This window comes from Endozoicomonas arenosclerae (genome assembly GCF_001562015.1).
Classification (GTDB): domain Bacteria; phylum Pseudomonadota; class Gammaproteobacteria; order Pseudomonadales; family Endozoicomonadaceae; genus Endozoicomonas_A; species Endozoicomonas_A arenosclerae.
Window position 1 is genome coordinate 38989 of sequence record NZ_LASA01000155.1, and the last position, 16485, is coordinate 55473.

Genomic DNA, 16485 nt, shown 5'->3' on the forward strand with positions numbered 1-16485 from the left:
TAATATCATATGCTCAATAAAGACCTCGAACTTACGCTTAACAGTGCTTTTCGTGATGCAAGAAGCAAACGGCATGAATTTATGACCGTTGAACATCTGCTTCTGGCACTGTTGGATAACGAATCTGCTTCCCGGGTCCTGGTGGCCTGTGGTGTAGAGACGGACAAACTTAGAAAGGAGTTGATTGAATTTGTTGATTCAACGACACCTTTAATTCCCGCCAATGATACTGAGCGTGAAACCCAGCCTACATTAGGCTTTCAGAGAGTACTGCAACGTGCTGTTTTTCATGTACAAAGTTCAGGAAAGAAAGAAGTCACCGGCGCTAATGTTCTGGTAGCCATTTTCAGTGAGCAAGAAAGTCAGGCTGTTTATTTTCTGAAGCAGCAGGATGTGGCTCGAATAGATGTGGTGAATTACATCGCCCATGGTATTTCCAAAATGCCAGGGAATGAGCTGGAAGAACTGGGTGGCGAGCTGATGGAAGAAAGCTCAGACTCAGAATCTGCAGGTAAAGATCCTCTCAGAAACTACGCCACCAATCTGAATGAGCAGGCCCGAATGGGCAAGATCGATCCTCTGGTGGGGCGTGCAGAAGAGGTTGAACGTGTTTCCCAGATCCTGACGCGTCGTCGTAAAAACAATCCATTACTGGTCGGTGAAGCAGGCGTGGGTAAAACCGCCGTTGCTGAAGGTCTGGCTAAACGGATTGTTGATGGTGAAGTGCCAGAAGTGCTTTCTGAAGCTGTCGTTTACTCGCTGGATCTTGGTTCACTGCTGGCCGGTACTAAGTACCGTGGTGATTTTGAAAAGCGTTTCAAGAAGTTACTGAGTGAACTGAAGAAGCTTGATAATGCCATTCTCTTTATCGATGAGATACATACCATTATTGGAGCGGGTGCAGCTTCCGGTGGTGTGATGGATGCTTCCAATCTTCTCAAGCCTCTCCTGACTTCCGGTGATCTGCGTTGTATTGGTTCAACCACCTTCCAGGAATTCCGTGGAATATTTGAAAAGGACAGGGCGTTGGCCCGTCGTTTCCAGAAAGTCGATATCGGTGAGCCTAATGTGGATGACACCGTCGATATTCTCAGGGGACTCAAGAGTCGCTTCGAAGAGCATCATGCTATTGAATATCTTGATGATGCGCTGAAAGCTGCAGCTGAACTGGCGAACCGCTACATTAATGATCGTCACATGCCGGACAAGGCTATTGATGTTATTGATGAGGCCGGTGCCTACCAAAGGTTATTGCCTGAAGCTGATCGCAAGAAGGTTATTGAGGTCAGTGATGTAGAAAACATTGTGGCCAAGATTGCCCGCATTCCGCCTAAGTCTGTTTCTTCCTCTGATAAAGAGTTACTTTCCAAGCTTGAGAGAAATCTCAAGATGGTGGTCTTTGGTCAGGATGAGGCAATTGTTTCTCTATCTACCGCCATCAAGTTATCAAGAGCCGGTTTGAAAGCGCCAGACAAGCCTGTAGGTGCCTTCCTGTTCTCAGGCCCAACGGGTGTAGGTAAAACCGAAGTATGTCGTCAGCTGGCTAAATCCATGGGGGTTGAGCTGGTTCGCTTCGATATGTCCGAGTACATGGAAGCTCATACTGTCTCAAGATTGATTGGTGCGCCTCCTGGTTATGTAGGATACGACCAGGGTGGTCTGTTAACAGAGGCTATTAACAAAACACCGCACTGTGTACTTCTGCTGGATGAGATTGAAAAGGGTCACCCTGACGTATTTAACCTCCTTTTGCAGGTTATGGACCACGGTACACTGACGGATAACAATGGTCGTAAGGCAGACTTCAGGAATGTGATTCTGATCATGACCACCAATGCTGGTGCAGAAACCATGACTCGCAGCTCTATTGGTTTCACCGAGCAGGATCATACGACAGATGGTATGGAAGCTATCAAGAAGACCTTTACACCGGAATTCAGAAACCGTCTGGATTCTATAATTCCTTTCGAATCTCTGACAGAAGACACTATCAAGCATGTTGTCGATAAGTTCCTGACAGAACTTCAGGCGCAGCTCGATGAGCGTATGGTTCAGATTGATGTCGATGACAAAGCCAGAGAGTGGCTAGCAGAGAAGGGTTATGACCGTATGATGGGTGCTCGTCCCATGGGTAGGGTTATCCAGGAGCATCTCAAGAAGCCCCTGGCAGAACAGATCCTCTTTGGCAAGCTGTCTGAAAACGGCGGATTTGTCCGTGTGACGGTCAAGAAAGGGGAGCTGTTCCTGAAATTCGAACCTGCTAAAAGCCGGGCTTCAGATCTTGAAGCGGTGGATGGTGAGCAGAGCTGAATAATGCCAGGAGGTGGACAGGGGCAAAGGGCCCCTGTCAGCGGGAACGGTAGGTGATACGGCCTTTGGTCAGGTCATAAGGAGTCAGTTCAACTTTGACCTTGTCACCTGTCAGAATACGAATGTAGTTCTTACGCATTTTTCCTGAAATATGAGCGGTCACAACGTGGCCGTTTTCCAGTTCTACACGGAACATGGTGTTAGGCAGTGTGTCGATGACAACACCTTCCATTTCAAGACTTTCTTCTTTCGCCATACAGTGGTTGACCTCAGAAATTGAGCGTTAGCAGAATAAATCTGGCAGGCATTCTGCCTGAAAACCTGCTTTAAAGCAAAGTGATCCGGAATTAATCGATTGAAAATTACACCCGTTTGATGCTCTTTGCGGAATAAACTTCCTGATCTAAAGCATCTGGAGTGGTAATGTTTTCTCTATTGCCATCTGATGATGAGGCATTTGCCTTGATAAATCCAAAGATAAATGCCTGTTAAGAAGATAGATGATTCAGGAGTCTCTGGTGTTTTTATAGAGAGCTCTGGAAATTGATGCTATTTCAGGGTGACCCAGTGATTGTTGACATAGACTTCCAGAGGTCTGTACTGGATCTTGTAGTTCATCTTTTTACAGTCCTTGATCCAGTAGCCTAAATGAAGGTACTTAAGTCCAAGTTTTTTCGTCTCTTCGATCTGCCAGAGTATGCAAAAACTGCCCAGGCTTCTTGATTGGCTTACTTCAGGGTCATAAAACGTGTAAATGGCTGAAAGTCCATTGCTGAGACTGTCCGTCACCGCAACGGCAACGAGCTTTCCATCCAGCCAGAATTTGTAGTAACAGCAGAACTCAGGACAGCCCACCAGAAAAGACTGGAACTGCTCCATGGAGGGAGGGTACATGTCACCATCGCGGTGCTGGGTTGATATGTACTTTTTATAAAGCTGGTAGGTTTCTTCGTCGTATTCGGCTTCCGTGCGAGTTACGACAATGTCTGCATTTTTTCTGAAAACCTTTCTGTGTTTTCTTTTGGGTTCAAACAGGTTGACGACAACTCTTGCGGGTATACAGGCATTACAGCCCTGACAGTGAGGTCTGTATATGTGGCGTCCACTTCTTCGAAAGCCTATATCTGCGAGATGTCGATAGAGTGCAGGGTCAAGGTCCTTATCAGGATCCATAAAGAGTGTGATTGCCTGCTTGTCCTCCAGGTAACTGCAATCGTGTGGCTGGGTTGCATAGAATTTGAGATCTTTAAGTGCGCTCATTGGGTCCGGCCGTCCATTGCCCTGTTAATTTCCAGTGTGCACTGGTTGAAGGCGTTCGGCAACCGTCTTTTAATGCCTCAAGAAACGCTTCGCGGCTGATCATTCTGGCGCCCAGTGACTCCAGGTGCGGGCTGTGGATTTGGCAGTCAACCAGCTGGAAGTTTCGGCTCTGTAACTCTCTGCAGAGATGAGTCATGGCCAGTTTTGATGTGTTGGTGGCAAAACTGAACATGGATTCGCCAAAAAAAATCTTGTCGATAGCCACACCATAGAGTCCACCGATTAACTTGTCATCAGACCAGACTTCGACAGAATGGGCCAGACCTTGGTGGAATAACTCAGAGTATGCATCTTTCATTTCCCTGATGATCCAGGTGCCATCCTGATTATTCCTGGGTAGTGAGCAGGCAGTCATAACGTCATCAAAAGCTTCATCAAAACTCACTCGATAAGGGTGTTTTTTCAGGAAACGCTTCATAGAGCGTGAAATATGAAGCTCATCAGGGTAGAGTACCATCCGAGGATTGGGAGACCACCAAAGAATGGGTTCACCGTCATTAAACCAGGGGAAGATGCCCTTTTGATAGGCATTGGCCAGAGTGTTCGATTCCAGGTTTCCTCCCATGGCAAGCAGACCATCGGGATAGTCAAGCGCCTCGTGAATAGGAGGGAATAATGGCTGTTCAGGGTCGAGTAGCGGTATAGTTTTGCGCATTATCTGGACAATCAGTTTAATAATAAGAAGTGGGTTCGGTCTTTATTGTAATGATTACGGAAAATTCTGGCTCTGATTGGTGTATTCACTACTGGGCGTTCGCTCTCTCAGAGTCTATTTTCATACACTCCCTCCCCCTCATCAACAGGAGATAGCTGTGACCCAGCTTGTTGAATTATCCCCTCAGCCCATTTGGCGCCACTTTCAAGCGCTTTGCAAGATTCCCCGTCCTTCCAAGCACGAAGAAGCTGTGCGTGATTACGTAAAAGCATTCGGTGATAACCTTGGTCTGGAAACTTTGGTTGACGAAGTAGGTAACCTGATTATCCGCAAACCTGCCACTGTCGGTATGGAAAATCGTTGCGGTGTTGTTTTCCAGAGTCATCTGGATATGGTACCCCAGAAAAACGCCGATAAGGATCATGATTTTACCAAAGATCCTATTAATGCTTATGTTGATGGCGAATGGGTTACGGCAGAAGGGACAACTCTGGGGGCGGATAACGGCATCGGTGTTGCTGCGGCGATGGCTGTATTGGAGTCCGCAGACATTCCTCATGGTCCAGTAGAAGCTCTGTTCACTATTGACGAAGAGAGCGGCATGACGGGTGCTCATGGTCTTAAGCCTGGCCTTCTGAAAGGCGAGATCATGCTGAATATGGACTCTGAAGATGAAGGGGAACTCTACGTAGGATGTGCTGGCGGTGTAGATGTTTCCGTTTCTCACCGTTATAAGGAAGAGGCTCTTCCTGAAGGTTACAGTAGCTTCCGTGTTTCCCTTAAGGGCTTAAGAGGTGGCCATTCAGGGGTTGATATAAAGCTCCAGCGTGGCAATGCCAACAAGCTGATGGTTCGATTGCTGAAGGCTCTTTCAGAAATCGACGTCCGACTTTCTGAATATTCAGGTGGCACCCTGAGAAATGCTATTCCTCGTGAAGCCTTTGCTGATATTGCTGTCCCGTCTGAGATGAATGGTGAAGCAGCGCGTATGGTGGATGAGCATCTGACGGTATTCCGTGCTGAGCTTGCAGAGGTTGAGCCGGGTCTGACATTGGCCATGGAAGAAGCTGAAACGCTTAGTCTGGCTATGAGCAAGCAGGATCAGGTTCAATTACTCGATACTTTGCATGTTTCCCCTAACGGTGTTCATCGCATGAGTCTGAGTGTTGAGGGTGTTGTTGAAACCTCAAACAATCTGGCCGTGATTAAAATCAAGCAGGGTGAGATCGCCGTTGAAAATATGGTGCGTAGCCTGATTGACAGTGCGCGAGAAGATCACGCCGAAAGTATTGCCGGGCTTTACCGCATTATTGGTGCTGAAGTTAAAAAGCAGGGTGCTTACCCGGGCTGGAAGCCTAATACTGAATCAGCCATTCTGAAAACCATGGTGGTCATTCATGAGCAGATGTTTGGCTTCAAGCCGGAGATCAAAGTCATCCATGCAGGTCTTGAATGCGGCTTGTTGGGCAGTGCCTATCCAAACTGGGATATGATTTCCTTTGGTCCTACCATCCAGTTTCCCCATTCACCGGATGAGAAAGTACACATTCCAGCCGTTGAAAACTTCTGGAACTTCTTGATTAAAACCCTGGAAGCTATCCCTGAAGCCTGATTTTCTGGTTTGTGGGGCAGAATTGGAAAATAAAGTGGCAACATTACAAAAAATTGTGTAAATTGCGCTTTCCTATGGGAGGCAAGTGTAATAGACTTGCCTCCGTCTACAGTCAGTCTGCTTTTGCCAGCCATTGAATGAAGAACAATTCATCTCTTTATCAAACATTCCCCAACAAAGTGTGGATGCCCAGCGCTGGCGAGGGCTATTTCCTATTGTCATTAAAAACTCTTTCCGGAGGTAGGTAATTATATGGGTACCCTGAGCGCGGGAGGCCGTTTCTTTAAAAATGAAGAACTGGATATCATTGAGCAACAGCGCCTGCAAGCTCTCCTTGAAATCACTGATCAGCATGACAAAGAAGTGACTCAGTTGAAGTCTCGTCTTGAAGCTGCTGAACAGAAGGCTGAAAAGCTGAACAAGCAGGTCAAGAGCGCTGATAACGAACTGAAAAATCTGCGTGCCAGCAATCCTGATCGCATGAAGAAGCAGATCAAGCGACTGCAGGAGCAGAACCGTACTCTGACTACAGAAAACGGTACACTGAAGACCAAGCAGAAGCAGCTGACTCAGCAGCTCAATGCCAATAAGCAGGAGCTGGAACAGCTTCAGTCTGAAAAGGCAGAGCAGGAAGGAAGCGAAGAGAGCTGATAGCAAGTTCTTAAAAGTTGCAGCAGGCTGTGCAGCGTATGGATATGAGGCTCACGCCATGAGGCAGTTATGTCTTGAACAGATATATACTGTATAGCCCTTGCTGATTCCCGAAAATTACATTTGCTTGTCCTTAACTTACAATAATTCAGCTCAGACTGAATCTGACTATTTACTACTTATAGATTCGATCATCGCCTGAAATTCATTTATCCTTTTGGGGTTATTTGAGTAGACTCCTTTTGCATTCTGTATAGATGACTTAAGTTGAGTGAACAACCATCAAGAGGGTAATTTATGAGTAACTGGACACTATGTCAGCATGAAGGTATTGATCATCTTGAAAAATCCTACACTTTCAAGAAATATTCAAAGTCTCTTTGCTTTCTCAATGCGGTGGCCGGTCTGGCAGAATCTTATGTTCACCATCCCCGTATGGTCATAGAGTGGGGTAAGGTCACGGTTGCCTGGGGCACTCATGAGTCGGATGAAGGTTCTGGTGTTCTCGTTAGGGATCGTCATCTTGCTGAAGAGACAGATAAATTGTTCGAGCTTTTACAGGCCAAACAGATCTAAAAGATGTTTCTGGTTATGACTGTTTTTGAACGGGCAAGCTGAACCAGAAAAGGCTGCCTGTTTTCAGGTTTTTAAAACCTATTTCTCCACCCATAAGCTCGATGAGCTGTCTCGAAATACTCAGGCCTAGTCCAGAGCCGCCATGCTCTCTGGATACGGATGAACTGCCTTGGGTAAACGAGTCAAAGAGCTTGCTTTCCAGTTCTTCGGCAATACCTGGTCCATTATCTTCGATTTCAAATCTGAGCGTTTGATTCTGGGCGTTATTGATGTCTGTATTTAATCTCACGCGCATTTGAACAGTACCTTCTGCGGTGAATTTGATGGCATTGCTTATCAGGTTAATTAAAACCTGCCTCAATCTAGAGGGGTCTCCCCAGGCTGTATCAGGCACTCTCTCGTCAAAGAAGTCGATGAACTCAAGATTCTTCTGGCTGGCCAGGGGAGTGAAAATATCGACCACCTTGATAACAACTTCTCTGGGAGAGTATTCCATATATTCAAGCTGCAGTTTGCCTGAGCTGATTTTAGAATGATCAAGAATATCATTAAGGATTTGTAACAGGGCGTTTCCGGAATACTGAACAGTGGCAATATGCTCTAACTGGGATTTATTCAGCCCGGTTTCTGAAAGCAGGTCAACGACTCCCATAATACCATTCAGAGGGGTTCTGATCTCATGGCTGACTTTAGCCAGCAGTTCGTTCTTGGCTTTGTTTTCTGTTCTGGCGACCAGGGCAGCCTGGCGAATCCGTTCCTGCTGTTTATTGTAGAGATGGAGGCGATAGGCCATGCCCATCATCAGAATGATGCACTGGTTGGCAAAAGCTATTTTCAAACCGTAGGTCGAGTTTGAATAGTTGTGCGATATGCCAAGATTGGCGACGGTTACAAACAGGATGACAGAAACAAACAGAGTCCAGGCAGCAATAAAGATATAGGCTGGTTTATACCTTTGGAAGGCGCGAGATATAGCTTGAACAAGTATCCATACGACCATGATGGATTCTGCGACAATAATAGCGAACGAAGCAGCCACGTATGGCAGCCATGGTGCGGAAATCAGGACAAGAACGGCATAACCTATGAAAATGCGATTGATCAGGTCGGCTCTTGGAAAAGCTTTTTTCAGATGCAGGTATGAGCGGGCAAACAGGGTAATGAAAATACCGGCGAGGCACTGGAAAAACACCACCGAAATTTCCTGAAACTCCAGAGCGTTCGGCCATAAAGAGAAACCACTGCCATCCAGCGACATAATCGCCAGAGTCACTGTGATGACTTGTAAGAAATAAAAAACAAACAATCTCTGTTTGAAGATCAGGGTGGCAGAAATGCCTACCAGGAAGGCCATCAGGCAAATTCCGTAGAACAGCCCGTCCGCCCAATATCTTTGTTCAGCAATCTCAATCAGTGTCTGCGCACTGGTGATAAACAGAGGAATATGGAGTGAGCTGGAACTCTGAATGTCAATGTAATAGGTTTGCTCTGATTTAGCAGGCACAGTGATGGGAAAGAGTAACTGCTGAGTGTCGAGAGGGCGTTGTGCAAAAGGGTATCGATCACCCCCTGAAAGTGTTTGCCATTTGCCCAGGTCATTCTTGAAATGCAAAGAGACAAAGTCCAGACGGGAAAAGCCGGACTCTACGAATAAATCAACGGCTTTTTCGGTATCGTTTTTTACATTAAATTTGAGCCAGATGTGATCATTGCTGTAAGCCAGGTTAATATACTGATCCGTCACAGGTGTGAAGTGTATTAATGGATTGTCGACCAGGGTATGGATGTCTAGGTTTTTGTCCTTGGTTCTGAACAATTCCAGATAGGGAGTCAGGTCAACAAATTCCAGGTTGCGTTGTGCTTCAACGGCTTTCAGAGAAACGCTGGCTGCTGCTCTTTCTATGAACAGTGAAAGAATTAAGCAGAGAAGAAGTGATGTGATGATCCCTGGCTTGACTGCGCTCATTATTGTGCCTGTAAAAATGTATCCATCCTGCTTGTCGATCTCATCCACCTTTAGTGAAGGTGGGGTGATAAATCGATGACTCCTGAGGTCAGAGTAAAGTCAATCTATACGACATTATTTATATAATTGTTCGGCAGGTGATCATTATGTCTCTCATGGCTGAGAATTTCCAGTAATCTTGCTATGTCATCACATTCAATCCAGTCCACTCCGGCACTGGCCACTCGTAAGGCTTCTTCATCGGAGTTTTGCGACCTGAAGTCAGAGTAACGCCTGTCTTCAGGGAATAATGTATAGGCTCCCACCAGCATATTGCGGTTATGAAAAGCTGTCACGGTCTCTGAATCAAGGAGAGTGTGTTGGGCATCAACGACAGTAGATTGAATGAACTGGCCTACTGTATTGCCTCTTAATAGCATGTTGAGCAAATTGTCTGAAACTGTCCTCTGTGCCTCGGAGTCCTGCTGAAAGTCAAAACGATTCAGCCACTCTCCCAAACCACCTAACATACTGCCGTCATAGGCGAAACCGCTATGGATTTCAGGGCAGTTCCTCTCCAGGTACTCGAGCATGAAAAAATCAAAAGAAGTGACAATGACTCTGTTATGTGCCCCGGTATTCTTGATGATCTCGGCAACATGAGTACCGGTATGTCGCCGACTCCAGTCAAGGGTATAGGCTTTCATTTCTATGTTAATGAGAAAGTCGTCAGGCAATTCCCAGATAACCTCTTCCAATAATGGAATTTTATGCTCGCCTGAGTACTTCACATGGGTACCGTCACCCCGATCAATCGATTTCTGAATGCTAAGCCTGGAAACTTCATCCCAGGTCATATCAGTGATACGGTTCTTCTCACCCGTAAGACGTTCCGTCTCTTCATCATGGAAAACGACAACCTTCTCATCGCGGGTCATGAATACATCAAGTTCAATGCCTTGAGCGCCCAGGTCTTTGGCTTTTCTGAAGCCAGCCAGGGTGTTTTCCTGAAAGTGGGTTGGAGCTCCCCGGTGGCCAAGTACCCTGGGAGTAGATGAGGGGGCGAAGAATCCGTTCACAATCGCATTCCGTAAATCGAAAGGCGGGATACTAACCGTAATAAAATGAATTTTCTTGGCTGATGTGGAGAATTGAGAATCTGGTCACTGAATTTTTTGTGAGCATGGAGCACTAGAAAAATATTCAGATACATTTGTCTTGGCGTTGCGTAGGGATGGATATTTTGCTTATTATCATGAGCAGATATCGTCATATGCCTGATGATTGTAAATGAATGCACAAAATAAGAAGACATTGGATAACCTGTCTTTGTTAGAGGCATATGATCGAAAACAATAACATAGAAACTAAATAGCAAGCCCGGCTGTAACAATCGTGACAGTAAAGCTGAAGGGTTGATTTCAGGCTAGTAAAAGCTGGTTAATAACAATAACCAGTGATTCAGGGACTTTTGTTAATAAAGGAACTTTTGGGTGCAGATCTATCTGGCCTCACTATGCCGTAAGAAAGGATTTTAACTTATGCCGAGACAAGCACGTATTAATCTTGTTGGCATTCCCCAGCATATTGTCCAGAAGGGACACAACCGATTACCCTGTTTTTTTGATGATGAAGATTATGAGTTCTACCTGAAAAGTCTGAGGGCTGCTTCTGATCAGTATCAGGTTCAGGTTCATGCTTATGTGCTGTTACCCAATGCTATTCAGATCATTGCAACTCCCAGAATAGACAAGGGGGTTTCATCTATGATGCAGTCTCTTGGAAGACGTTATGTTCAGTACATTAATCATCGATACAAACGCTCGGGGACACTTTGGGAAGGACGATTCAAGTCCAGCCTGATTGATTCTGAAAACTTTCTGCTGACCTGTTATCGATATCTGGAATTGAGGCCTTTGCATCTTGGTCTTGTAGATGAGCTGGGGGAGTACCGCTGGTCAAGTTATCACCATCATTGTGGTAACGAAGTGTGTAACCTTATTCAGGACCATCGACTGTTTCTTCAATTGGGTGATAACAGGGAAGAGCGGTGCAACGCTTACAATGAGTCATTTCGGTATCGATTTGACCGAAGATTACTGAATTATGTTGCTGAAACCGTGAATATGGGTCAGGTTTTGGGTGGCGATGCCTTTAAGGAAAAGATTGAAGAGATTGCAAATCACCGAGTCAGGCCTTTGAAGAGAGGCAGACCCAGGAAGATGAAAGTTGAGGTAGAAAGTTGAGGTAGAAGAAGAGAGCTCTTGATAAAAGAGCTCTTCATTAAAAGCTGACTAATACGTTACTCAACAGAGTCTACTAATCGGCTGTGTGGTCATAATCCCAGCGGATGCCCATGTTTACACCGGCTTCTCTCAACTCCAGGATGACAGGCTGTTCAACAGCAGCTGTGTTTATGTCCTCTACCTCCATTTTACCCAGTACATTTTCCATGCCGTCTGGCTTTCTGAATAAGCCCCTGAACTCGTCTGGATTGGAAAGGTGCTGCAGAACATGTCCCAGCTCATGCATCAGGGAAACCTCAGGGGGGATGGTTCCATAGTGGTCAATGGGAGCTCGAGTTCCACAGCATGCCCAGAAAGGCTTACTCTTTTTTGTTAGGTACCCAAGATTGTTGAGGTCTGGATTTTACTTTATCCACCACATTCAAAGCATAGCCGGGATCCCATTCTACGGTTCCAACAAAAGCTGAGCCTGTATAGGCTGAGTAGGGTGCCGATATTTATCAACCAGTCCGGGACCTACCTTGATAGTAATAATCTTATTGTGACCTCTCAGGTCGCTGATAATTTCTTTGGCGAGTTTGGACTTTTTAAGAAATTTGCAGGCTTTGGAAAAGGCATCGAGTGCATCTTTTCCAGATATGCCGTTGGCCGCTTGTATTCTATGGCCATAGTTAGATCCCCCTTTCTCGATTACTTGATTGTAGGGGAGCTGGCCCAGGTAACAACACAATATCTTGAGCAGCTGAGTTGTGAACAAAATTAATACAGAGTGTCGGGTGAATCCAGAATACGCAAAAAGCAAAAAAATTGGTGTCAGAGTCAATAAGGGAGGAAATGTCTCAAGGAGACCAATAACTGGACAGACAGCATTATTCCTGCAGGGATTGAGTAACAGGCCTGTTTTTCAGGGGTGAATGAAAAAAATTAAATAGTGTCAGAGTGGAATTTAAAATTGAATTTTTGACTTTGCAGCTGAACTTCTATTTGTTTTAATGCACTCAGACGACAACGGAGCCCTCAGCGGTTTAGCGAAAATCCAGAGGAATTCTTTGTTGGCTTCGTTTACAGCCAGATGCCTACGGGGCATTTAAAAACTAAAATGAAAGAGGATTTCATCAATGGCTATCTACATGAACTTCAACAGCAAGAAACCAGCAGGTAACGTTACTGCTAAAGGTTACGAAGACTGGATTGAAGTAGATTCTTTCTCCTTTGGTGTTGGCCGAAGCATCACTATGGAAGCTGGCGCCATGTCTAACCGTGAAGCGGGCCGTCCTTCTCTGAGTGAAGTTTCTGTAACCAAACTGCTTGACGCTGCTTCCGGTGGTCTGTTCAAGGAGTCTGTAACAGGTTCTGAAGGCCTGACCGTTGTCATTGACATCGTTCAGACTGGAGCAAATACCGTACAGAAATACGCCAGCTACACCCTCGAAGAGTGCATGGTTTCTTCATACACTATTGGCGCTTCAGCCGGTGGTGCTCCAACTGAAACCATTTCTCTTAGCTTTGCCAAAATCGTTGCTGATCTGAGCCACGCTGATAAGAATCACAAGAACAAGAAGAACCTCAAGGTGGGCTACGACCTGACCACTGCCGAGCCTTTATAATTCCTGCTGCCATTTGGGCATTCACCTCCTCAGGAGGTGTCTCAGATCGAGTAGGAGGCGGGATTGCTCCCGCCGTCCTCTCACACCACCGGACGTACGGTTCCGTATCACGGCGGTTCACGTTAAACACTTGAGCCGCTGATTATAATCAACCAGCGATATCAAACCTATTCGATCAAACAGTTTCTTGGAACACTCTTTCCCAAGGCCGTCCAACATCGCTCTTGTCGCGATTGACTTTCAGCTTCAGTACGCTCTCAAGGTATTCCGTGATCGAGTCCAGCACCGTTGGAATACCTAGCTGCCGCTTGCCACCGCCCGACTTGGGTATTTCTACCTTGCGTACAGGTTGTGGTTCATAGCAACCGTTGAGTATCGCTTCCCTGTGTTTGAGCCAATGTGATCTCAGGTGAGCTTTTAGATCGTCCACCGTCATTCCATCCACGCCCGCCACACCTTTATTGCGCAGAACTCGGTCGTAGGCTCGCTTCAAATTTGATCGGTCTAATACCGCTGCCAGTAAATCTGGCGACTCCTCATGGAAGTGCTCCGTTCCCACCGTGACGTTTGCTGCCTCTGTCACATACTCACACGGATACCGTCCGCGCCCCTTTGCACAGAGTGTCTGTGTCTCACCAGACTTTACTGCTGCTCCTGTCGTCATCGAGAGTTCGGCTCCCAATCCATTTCACATGTTCAGCCCTTCAGCTTGCGGTAACAAACCTACTATGGCTTCGGCTGACTTCTGTCGCCCCATCCCAATGTCTCACGACACTGGTAGCCTTTGGCAGAGCGACAGACCTCCCGAGGTAATGCGCGTGACCTTCCCACTTATACCCGCCGCATCTACGACCGCAGTTTCCGTACAAGTATCGGGCTTTGAAGATATTCGCCTTCTTACCCACTGCGACCGCCTCCTATGCGATTTCTGTACGTCAGGTCAGTGTTTTGCCTTCGACTTTCTTCAGATTCCACCTCGCGATGGACACCCTTGCCGTTCGGCTAATCATTCCCCTTGTCGGGCTGATAGTGGACTTTCACCACCAAGTCATCCAGCCGCCACCATGCGTACTGGAACAGCGCCTGATGGCGCTACGCGCCATACTCGGCGCACGAATCAGAAGCGCGCAGGGCTGTTTAGCCCTGCGCGCTTTTAGTCTTTAGATACTCCCTGAAATAACGTCCTTGTTCAAGTCTTCCCATCTCGTTCGGGTAGGTCCTGTCGAATCCCAATACCACCACCTTTTGACTAGCTCGGGGTGAACGAGATCCTTGTGTAAATCTGGAAAACATTTCAGACGAATCCTCAATAGTGTCTACATTGTTTGTCGTCCCAGATAATCTGGGTGATTTCCCAGGCTTCCTGGAACTGTTCGGTATTGATCTTTCTGGGGTCAATGGTCAGGGCTTCGGCTTTCTCGCTGGCAATGATCTGGCCCAGCTTGAGCTTGATCTGGTTGTAGAACGCTTCAATTCTTTTCAGGTTTTCGGTCTGGTCACGGTGCGGGAGAGAATATTGAGCGAGTGCCAGTACTGGGGTGTAATGGCATTATTGTTCGATTTAATTTGTGGATGTCCCCGACTCAGCCCGACTCACTTTATCGGTCATGGCTTTCATTCTTGCTTTCTACCAGGGCGTTATCGTTGCTATGACGGGAGCGAGACTTGCTCAACTGGATGTTCAACTTGTTCAGTAGCTCCGCCACGTTGTGGTTAATAAACTCGGATCCGTTATCTGAATGGAACTCCAGCAGGTTGAACATTGGGATAAATCCCTCCTGCTATCGGTTTATTTACATGCACTGGTCGCCAATAATATAGTGGACAGGAGCATCATAAACATATTAGAAGTCAGTGCTTCAGGCTTTTGACTCTCGTCAAGAAGCCCATAGGAGTCTCCTGGACACATTGGGGAAGGGGGTGGCTGATAGGCTGCCAGGTTGAAGTGACTTCCCTCGGTCGAGTGGAGTAGGATGAATGGAATGACAGGTTCCACCTCTGCTGGAGGAATGGAATGGAAAGCGTTATTGGAGTTTAACAGTGTATACAGGTTTGGAGCATGATTTTGCCAGGCGCTCAGGTCGTATCGCTCAACATCTCCCCAGTTAGCAGTGGATGAATGATATGTGACAACACCGATTGGTGCATGACTGATTAAGGACATCAATGGAATCAAGCCAGTTTCCCCATAGCTTGCCAGATACTCTGCACTTGTCGTTGCTTGCTGAGAGGGTCTTGCCACAATATTATCTGCCAGCATTTGTTTAATCTGTTCTATAGACCAGCCCGTGATGCTGTTAAGCTCTCGGAGTAATTGCTCCTGACCATCATTCGGTTGCTGTGCAATCTGTGCCACAACTTGCGCAAGGATGTTATGCAAAGCTATACGTAGATTCTCAGGGGTCATGCGTGTATCGGTTGTCAAACTCAGCCCTTGTGCCAAGGCGGAGTACATGCAGTTTCCATCGCCCCTTATCTCATGAAATTGATAATGATCCTGTAATGCTGGGGGGAGTGGGTTATAGTCCCGGCTGGTTGTTGGCTTTGCTGAAGAATGTTTATAGCGACGCTTTCTCGGTGGGGGTTTCTTTTTTCCGACCAGCTGCCAGCCGTCAGGATCGTTATCGGCCTTTTTCTGAACGGCAAATTGGGAGCGTGCCTTATGCTTGTTCGCCTGATTGCGTAAAATGCCTTGGGCTCTATTGAGCAAGGCCAGTTGCGAGCCAGTTTCAAAGACCTTTTCTTTTGAGTCGTTTAATTGGGTTAAAAGTTCTCTGAACGATACACCAGAATCTTTCGTTTTCCTTTTTTGTGGCGGTTGCCTAACCTGGGCAGCCTCTTTTTTTCTCAATCGGCTGGATTCTTTGACTGAGGCATGAACAGGGAAACTGCCTGACCCTGCCCCCCTCATAGAGCACTGAAATATTTGAGATTTTTCAAAAAAAGATTCGTTGGCTTTTCGCCTGCCCCACCACTGTTGCCGTATAGAGAGTATTTTGTTTAGCATACTATGAGTGTCTTGGAGTGAAGCTTGTATCAATTCAAGGTAGTCAATGGAACCTTGGATAAAATCAATCTCGATATCGAGGGTGTCGGCATCAAAATTTGTCCATTTGTAATGTCTGTCGTTCAACAGGGATTCAACCGCTTCATTCTGATACTTTAATGCCTTGCTTAATATGGGAGTCAGTGTGCTTGTTAATTGAATATTCGTATTTATGACGCCATACAGAGTATTTTCCAATCCTGAAATGAGCCTGAAGGCAGGTACTACTACCTAACCCTCGGCTTGTCGCTCATGAACTAATTGAAACAGGATTTCTCTGGCTTGTTGCAGCTTTCTGGCCGCTTCATTATCGGTCATGGCTTCCGCTTTGTCCTTTAGTGCATCGTGAAAACCCACGTCCTATGGACGTGGTCATGAATGGTTGGCTTCGCCTGCCATGAACTACCCATGCTACTCCTTATCTCTGAGTTGTCCCCACAACTACTAGAGATAGGAAGTAACATGAGTAGATTTGAAAAGTTAACGCATGTCATTTGGCATTGCCAATATCATATAG

General features: G+C 46.4%; 16 protein-coding genes. 6 read left to right on the top strand and 10 right to left on the bottom strand.

What is annotated here, in order from left to right; all coding sequences use genetic code 11:
• Positions 1-9: 9 nt before the first annotated feature.
• On the top strand, positions 10-2310 hold the full coding sequence (gene clpA, locus WG89_RS23565) for an ATP-dependent Clp protease ATP-binding subunit ClpA (RefSeq protein WP_062270153.1): 2301 nt from the start codon (positions 10-12) through the stop codon (positions 2308-2310).
• A gap of 37 nt (positions 2311-2347) precedes the next feature.
• Here the strand turns inward: clpA and infA are convergent, their stop codons facing one another.
• The 3 genes from infA to aat all read right to left on the bottom strand — a co-directional run bounded on the left by infA (position 2348) and on the right by aat (position 4285).
• The gene (infA, locus tag WG89_RS23570) at positions 2348-2566 is read right to left on the bottom strand and encodes a translation initiation factor IF-1 (RefSeq protein WP_034842760.1); all 219 of its coding nucleotides are present in this window, start codon (positions 2564-2566) and stop codon (positions 2348-2350) included.
• 293 nt (positions 2567-2859) lie between these two features.
• Positions 2860-3570, bottom strand: a complete 711-nt coding sequence (locus WG89_RS23575; protein ID WP_062270154.1) for an arginyltransferase — start codon at positions 3568-3570, stop codon at positions 2860-2862.
• Positions 3557-4285 carry a leucyl/phenylalanyl-tRNA--protein transferase gene (gene aat, locus WG89_RS23580; protein WP_062270155.1) on the bottom strand — a complete coding sequence of 243 codons (729 nt, stop codon included), beginning with the start codon at positions 4283-4285 and terminating at the stop codon, positions 3557-3559. The genes WG89_RS23575 and aat overlap by 14 nt, the downstream gene beginning before the upstream one ends.
• A gap of 157 nt (positions 4286-4442) precedes the next feature.
• Between aat and WG89_RS23585 the strand changes: the two genes are divergently transcribed.
• The 3 genes from WG89_RS23585 to WG89_RS23595 all read left to right on the top strand — a co-directional run bounded on the left by WG89_RS23585 (position 4443) and on the right by WG89_RS23595 (position 7124).
• The gene (locus tag WG89_RS23585) at positions 4443-5897 is read left to right on the top strand and encodes an aminoacyl-histidine dipeptidase (protein ID WP_062270156.1); all 1455 of its coding nucleotides are present in this window, start codon (positions 4443-4445) and stop codon (positions 5895-5897) included.
• Between the two features lie 252 nt (positions 5898-6149).
• On the top strand, positions 6150-6548 hold the full coding sequence (locus WG89_RS23590) for a hypothetical protein (protein ID WP_062270157.1): 399 nt from the start codon (positions 6150-6152) through the stop codon (positions 6546-6548).
• 297 nt (positions 6549-6845) lie between these two features.
• Positions 6846-7124 (top strand): 4a-hydroxytetrahydrobiopterin dehydratase, encoded by a 279-nt coding sequence (locus WG89_RS23595; RefSeq protein ID WP_062270158.1) that lies wholly within the window; start codon positions 6846-6848, stop codon positions 7122-7124.
• 13 nt (positions 7125-7137) lie between these two features.
• Here the strand turns inward: WG89_RS23595 and WG89_RS23600 are convergent, their stop codons facing one another.
• Together WG89_RS23600 and WG89_RS23605 are read right to left on the bottom strand one after the other, a co-directional pair.
• Positions 7138-9090 carry a 7TMR-DISM family protein gene (locus tag WG89_RS23600; RefSeq protein WP_062270159.1) on the bottom strand — a complete coding sequence of 651 codons (1953 nt, stop codon included), beginning with the start codon at positions 9088-9090 and terminating at the stop codon, positions 7138-7140.
• Positions 9091-9194: 104 nt separating this feature from the next.
• The gene (locus WG89_RS23605; RefSeq protein ID WP_062270160.1) at positions 9195-10148 is read right to left on the bottom strand and encodes a glycerophosphodiester phosphodiesterase; all 954 of its coding nucleotides are present in this window, start codon (positions 10146-10148) and stop codon (positions 9195-9197) included.
• Positions 10149-10610: 462 nt separating this feature from the next.
• Between WG89_RS23605 and WG89_RS23610 the strand changes: the two genes are divergently transcribed.
• Positions 10611-11315, top strand: a complete 705-nt coding sequence (locus WG89_RS23610) for a transposase (RefSeq protein WP_062270161.1) — start codon at positions 10611-10613, stop codon at positions 11313-11315.
• Positions 11316-11388: 73 nt separating this feature from the next.
• On the opposite strand, the gene WG89_RS23615 is transcribed toward WG89_RS23610, so the two are convergent.
• Positions 11389-11601 carry a hypothetical protein gene (locus WG89_RS23615; protein ID WP_062270162.1) on the bottom strand — a complete coding sequence of 71 codons (213 nt, stop codon included), beginning with the start codon at positions 11599-11601 and terminating at the stop codon, positions 11389-11391.
• Between the two features lie 832 nt (positions 11602-12433).
• Between WG89_RS23615 and WG89_RS23625 the strand changes: the two genes are divergently transcribed.
• Positions 12434-12922 carry an Hcp family type VI secretion system effector gene (locus WG89_RS23625; protein WP_062270164.1) on the top strand — a complete coding sequence of 163 codons (489 nt, stop codon included), beginning with the start codon at positions 12434-12436 and terminating at the stop codon, positions 12920-12922.
• A 175-nt stretch (positions 12923-13097) separates the two neighbouring features.
• On the opposite strand, the gene WG89_RS23630 is transcribed toward WG89_RS23625, so the two are convergent.
• The 4 genes from WG89_RS23630 to WG89_RS32755 form a co-directional block, all read right to left on the bottom strand.
• A complete protein-coding gene (locus tag WG89_RS23630) occupies positions 13098-13481 on the bottom strand; it encodes a reverse transcriptase family protein (protein ID WP_153301789.1) in 384 nt (127 codons plus the stop codon).
• 1039 nt (positions 13482-14520) lie between these two features.
• Positions 14521-14685 carry a DDE-type integrase/transposase/recombinase gene (locus WG89_RS29650; RefSeq protein WP_079254010.1) on the bottom strand — a complete coding sequence of 55 codons (165 nt, stop codon included), beginning with the start codon at positions 14683-14685 and terminating at the stop codon, positions 14521-14523.
• Between the two features lie 26 nt (positions 14686-14711).
• A complete protein-coding gene (locus WG89_RS23635; protein ID WP_062270166.1) occupies positions 14712-16166 on the bottom strand; it encodes an OTU domain-containing protein in 1455 nt (484 codons plus the stop codon).
• 33 nt (positions 16167-16199) lie between these two features.
• Positions 16200-16325 carry a hypothetical protein gene (locus tag WG89_RS32755; RefSeq protein ID WP_281177669.1) on the bottom strand — a complete coding sequence of 42 codons (126 nt, stop codon included), beginning with the start codon at positions 16323-16325 and terminating at the stop codon, positions 16200-16202.
• Positions 16326-16485: the final 160 nt, after the last annotated feature.

Coding starts and splice junctions, on each gene's coding strand:
- clpA (WP_062270153.1), top strand. CDS start 10: ATGCTCAATAAAGACCTCGAACTTACGCTTAACAGTGCTTTTCGTGAT.
- infA (WP_034842760.1), bottom strand. CDS start 2,566: ATGGCGAAAGAAGAAAGTCTTGAAATGGAAGGTGTTGTCATCGACACA.
- WG89_RS23575 (WP_062270154.1), bottom strand. CDS start 3,570: ATGAGCGCACTTAAAGATCTCAAATTCTATGCAACCCAGCCACACGAT.
- aat (WP_062270155.1), bottom strand. CDS start 4,285: ATGCGCAAAACTATACCGCTACTCGACCCTGAACAGCCATTATTCCCT.
- WG89_RS23590 (WP_062270157.1), top strand. CDS start 6,150: ATGGGTACCCTGAGCGCGGGAGGCCGTTTCTTTAAAAATGAAGAACTG.
- WG89_RS23595 (WP_062270158.1), top strand. CDS start 6,846: ATGAGTAACTGGACACTATGTCAGCATGAAGGTATTGATCATCTTGAA.
- WG89_RS23600 (WP_062270159.1), bottom strand. CDS start 9,090: ATGAGCGCAGTCAAGCCAGGGATCATCACATCACTTCTTCTCTGCTTA.
- WG89_RS23610 (WP_062270161.1), top strand. CDS start 10,611: ATGCCGAGACAAGCACGTATTAATCTTGTTGGCATTCCCCAGCATATT.
- WG89_RS23615 (WP_062270162.1), bottom strand. CDS start 11,601: ATGCATGAGCTGGGACATGTTCTGCAGCACCTTTCCAATCCAGACGAG.
- WG89_RS23625 (WP_062270164.1), top strand. CDS start 12,434: ATGGCTATCTACATGAACTTCAACAGCAAGAAACCAGCAGGTAACGTT.
- WG89_RS29650 (WP_079254010.1), bottom strand. CDS start 14,685: ATGTTCAACCTGCTGGAGTTCCATTCAGATAACGGATCCGAGTTTATT.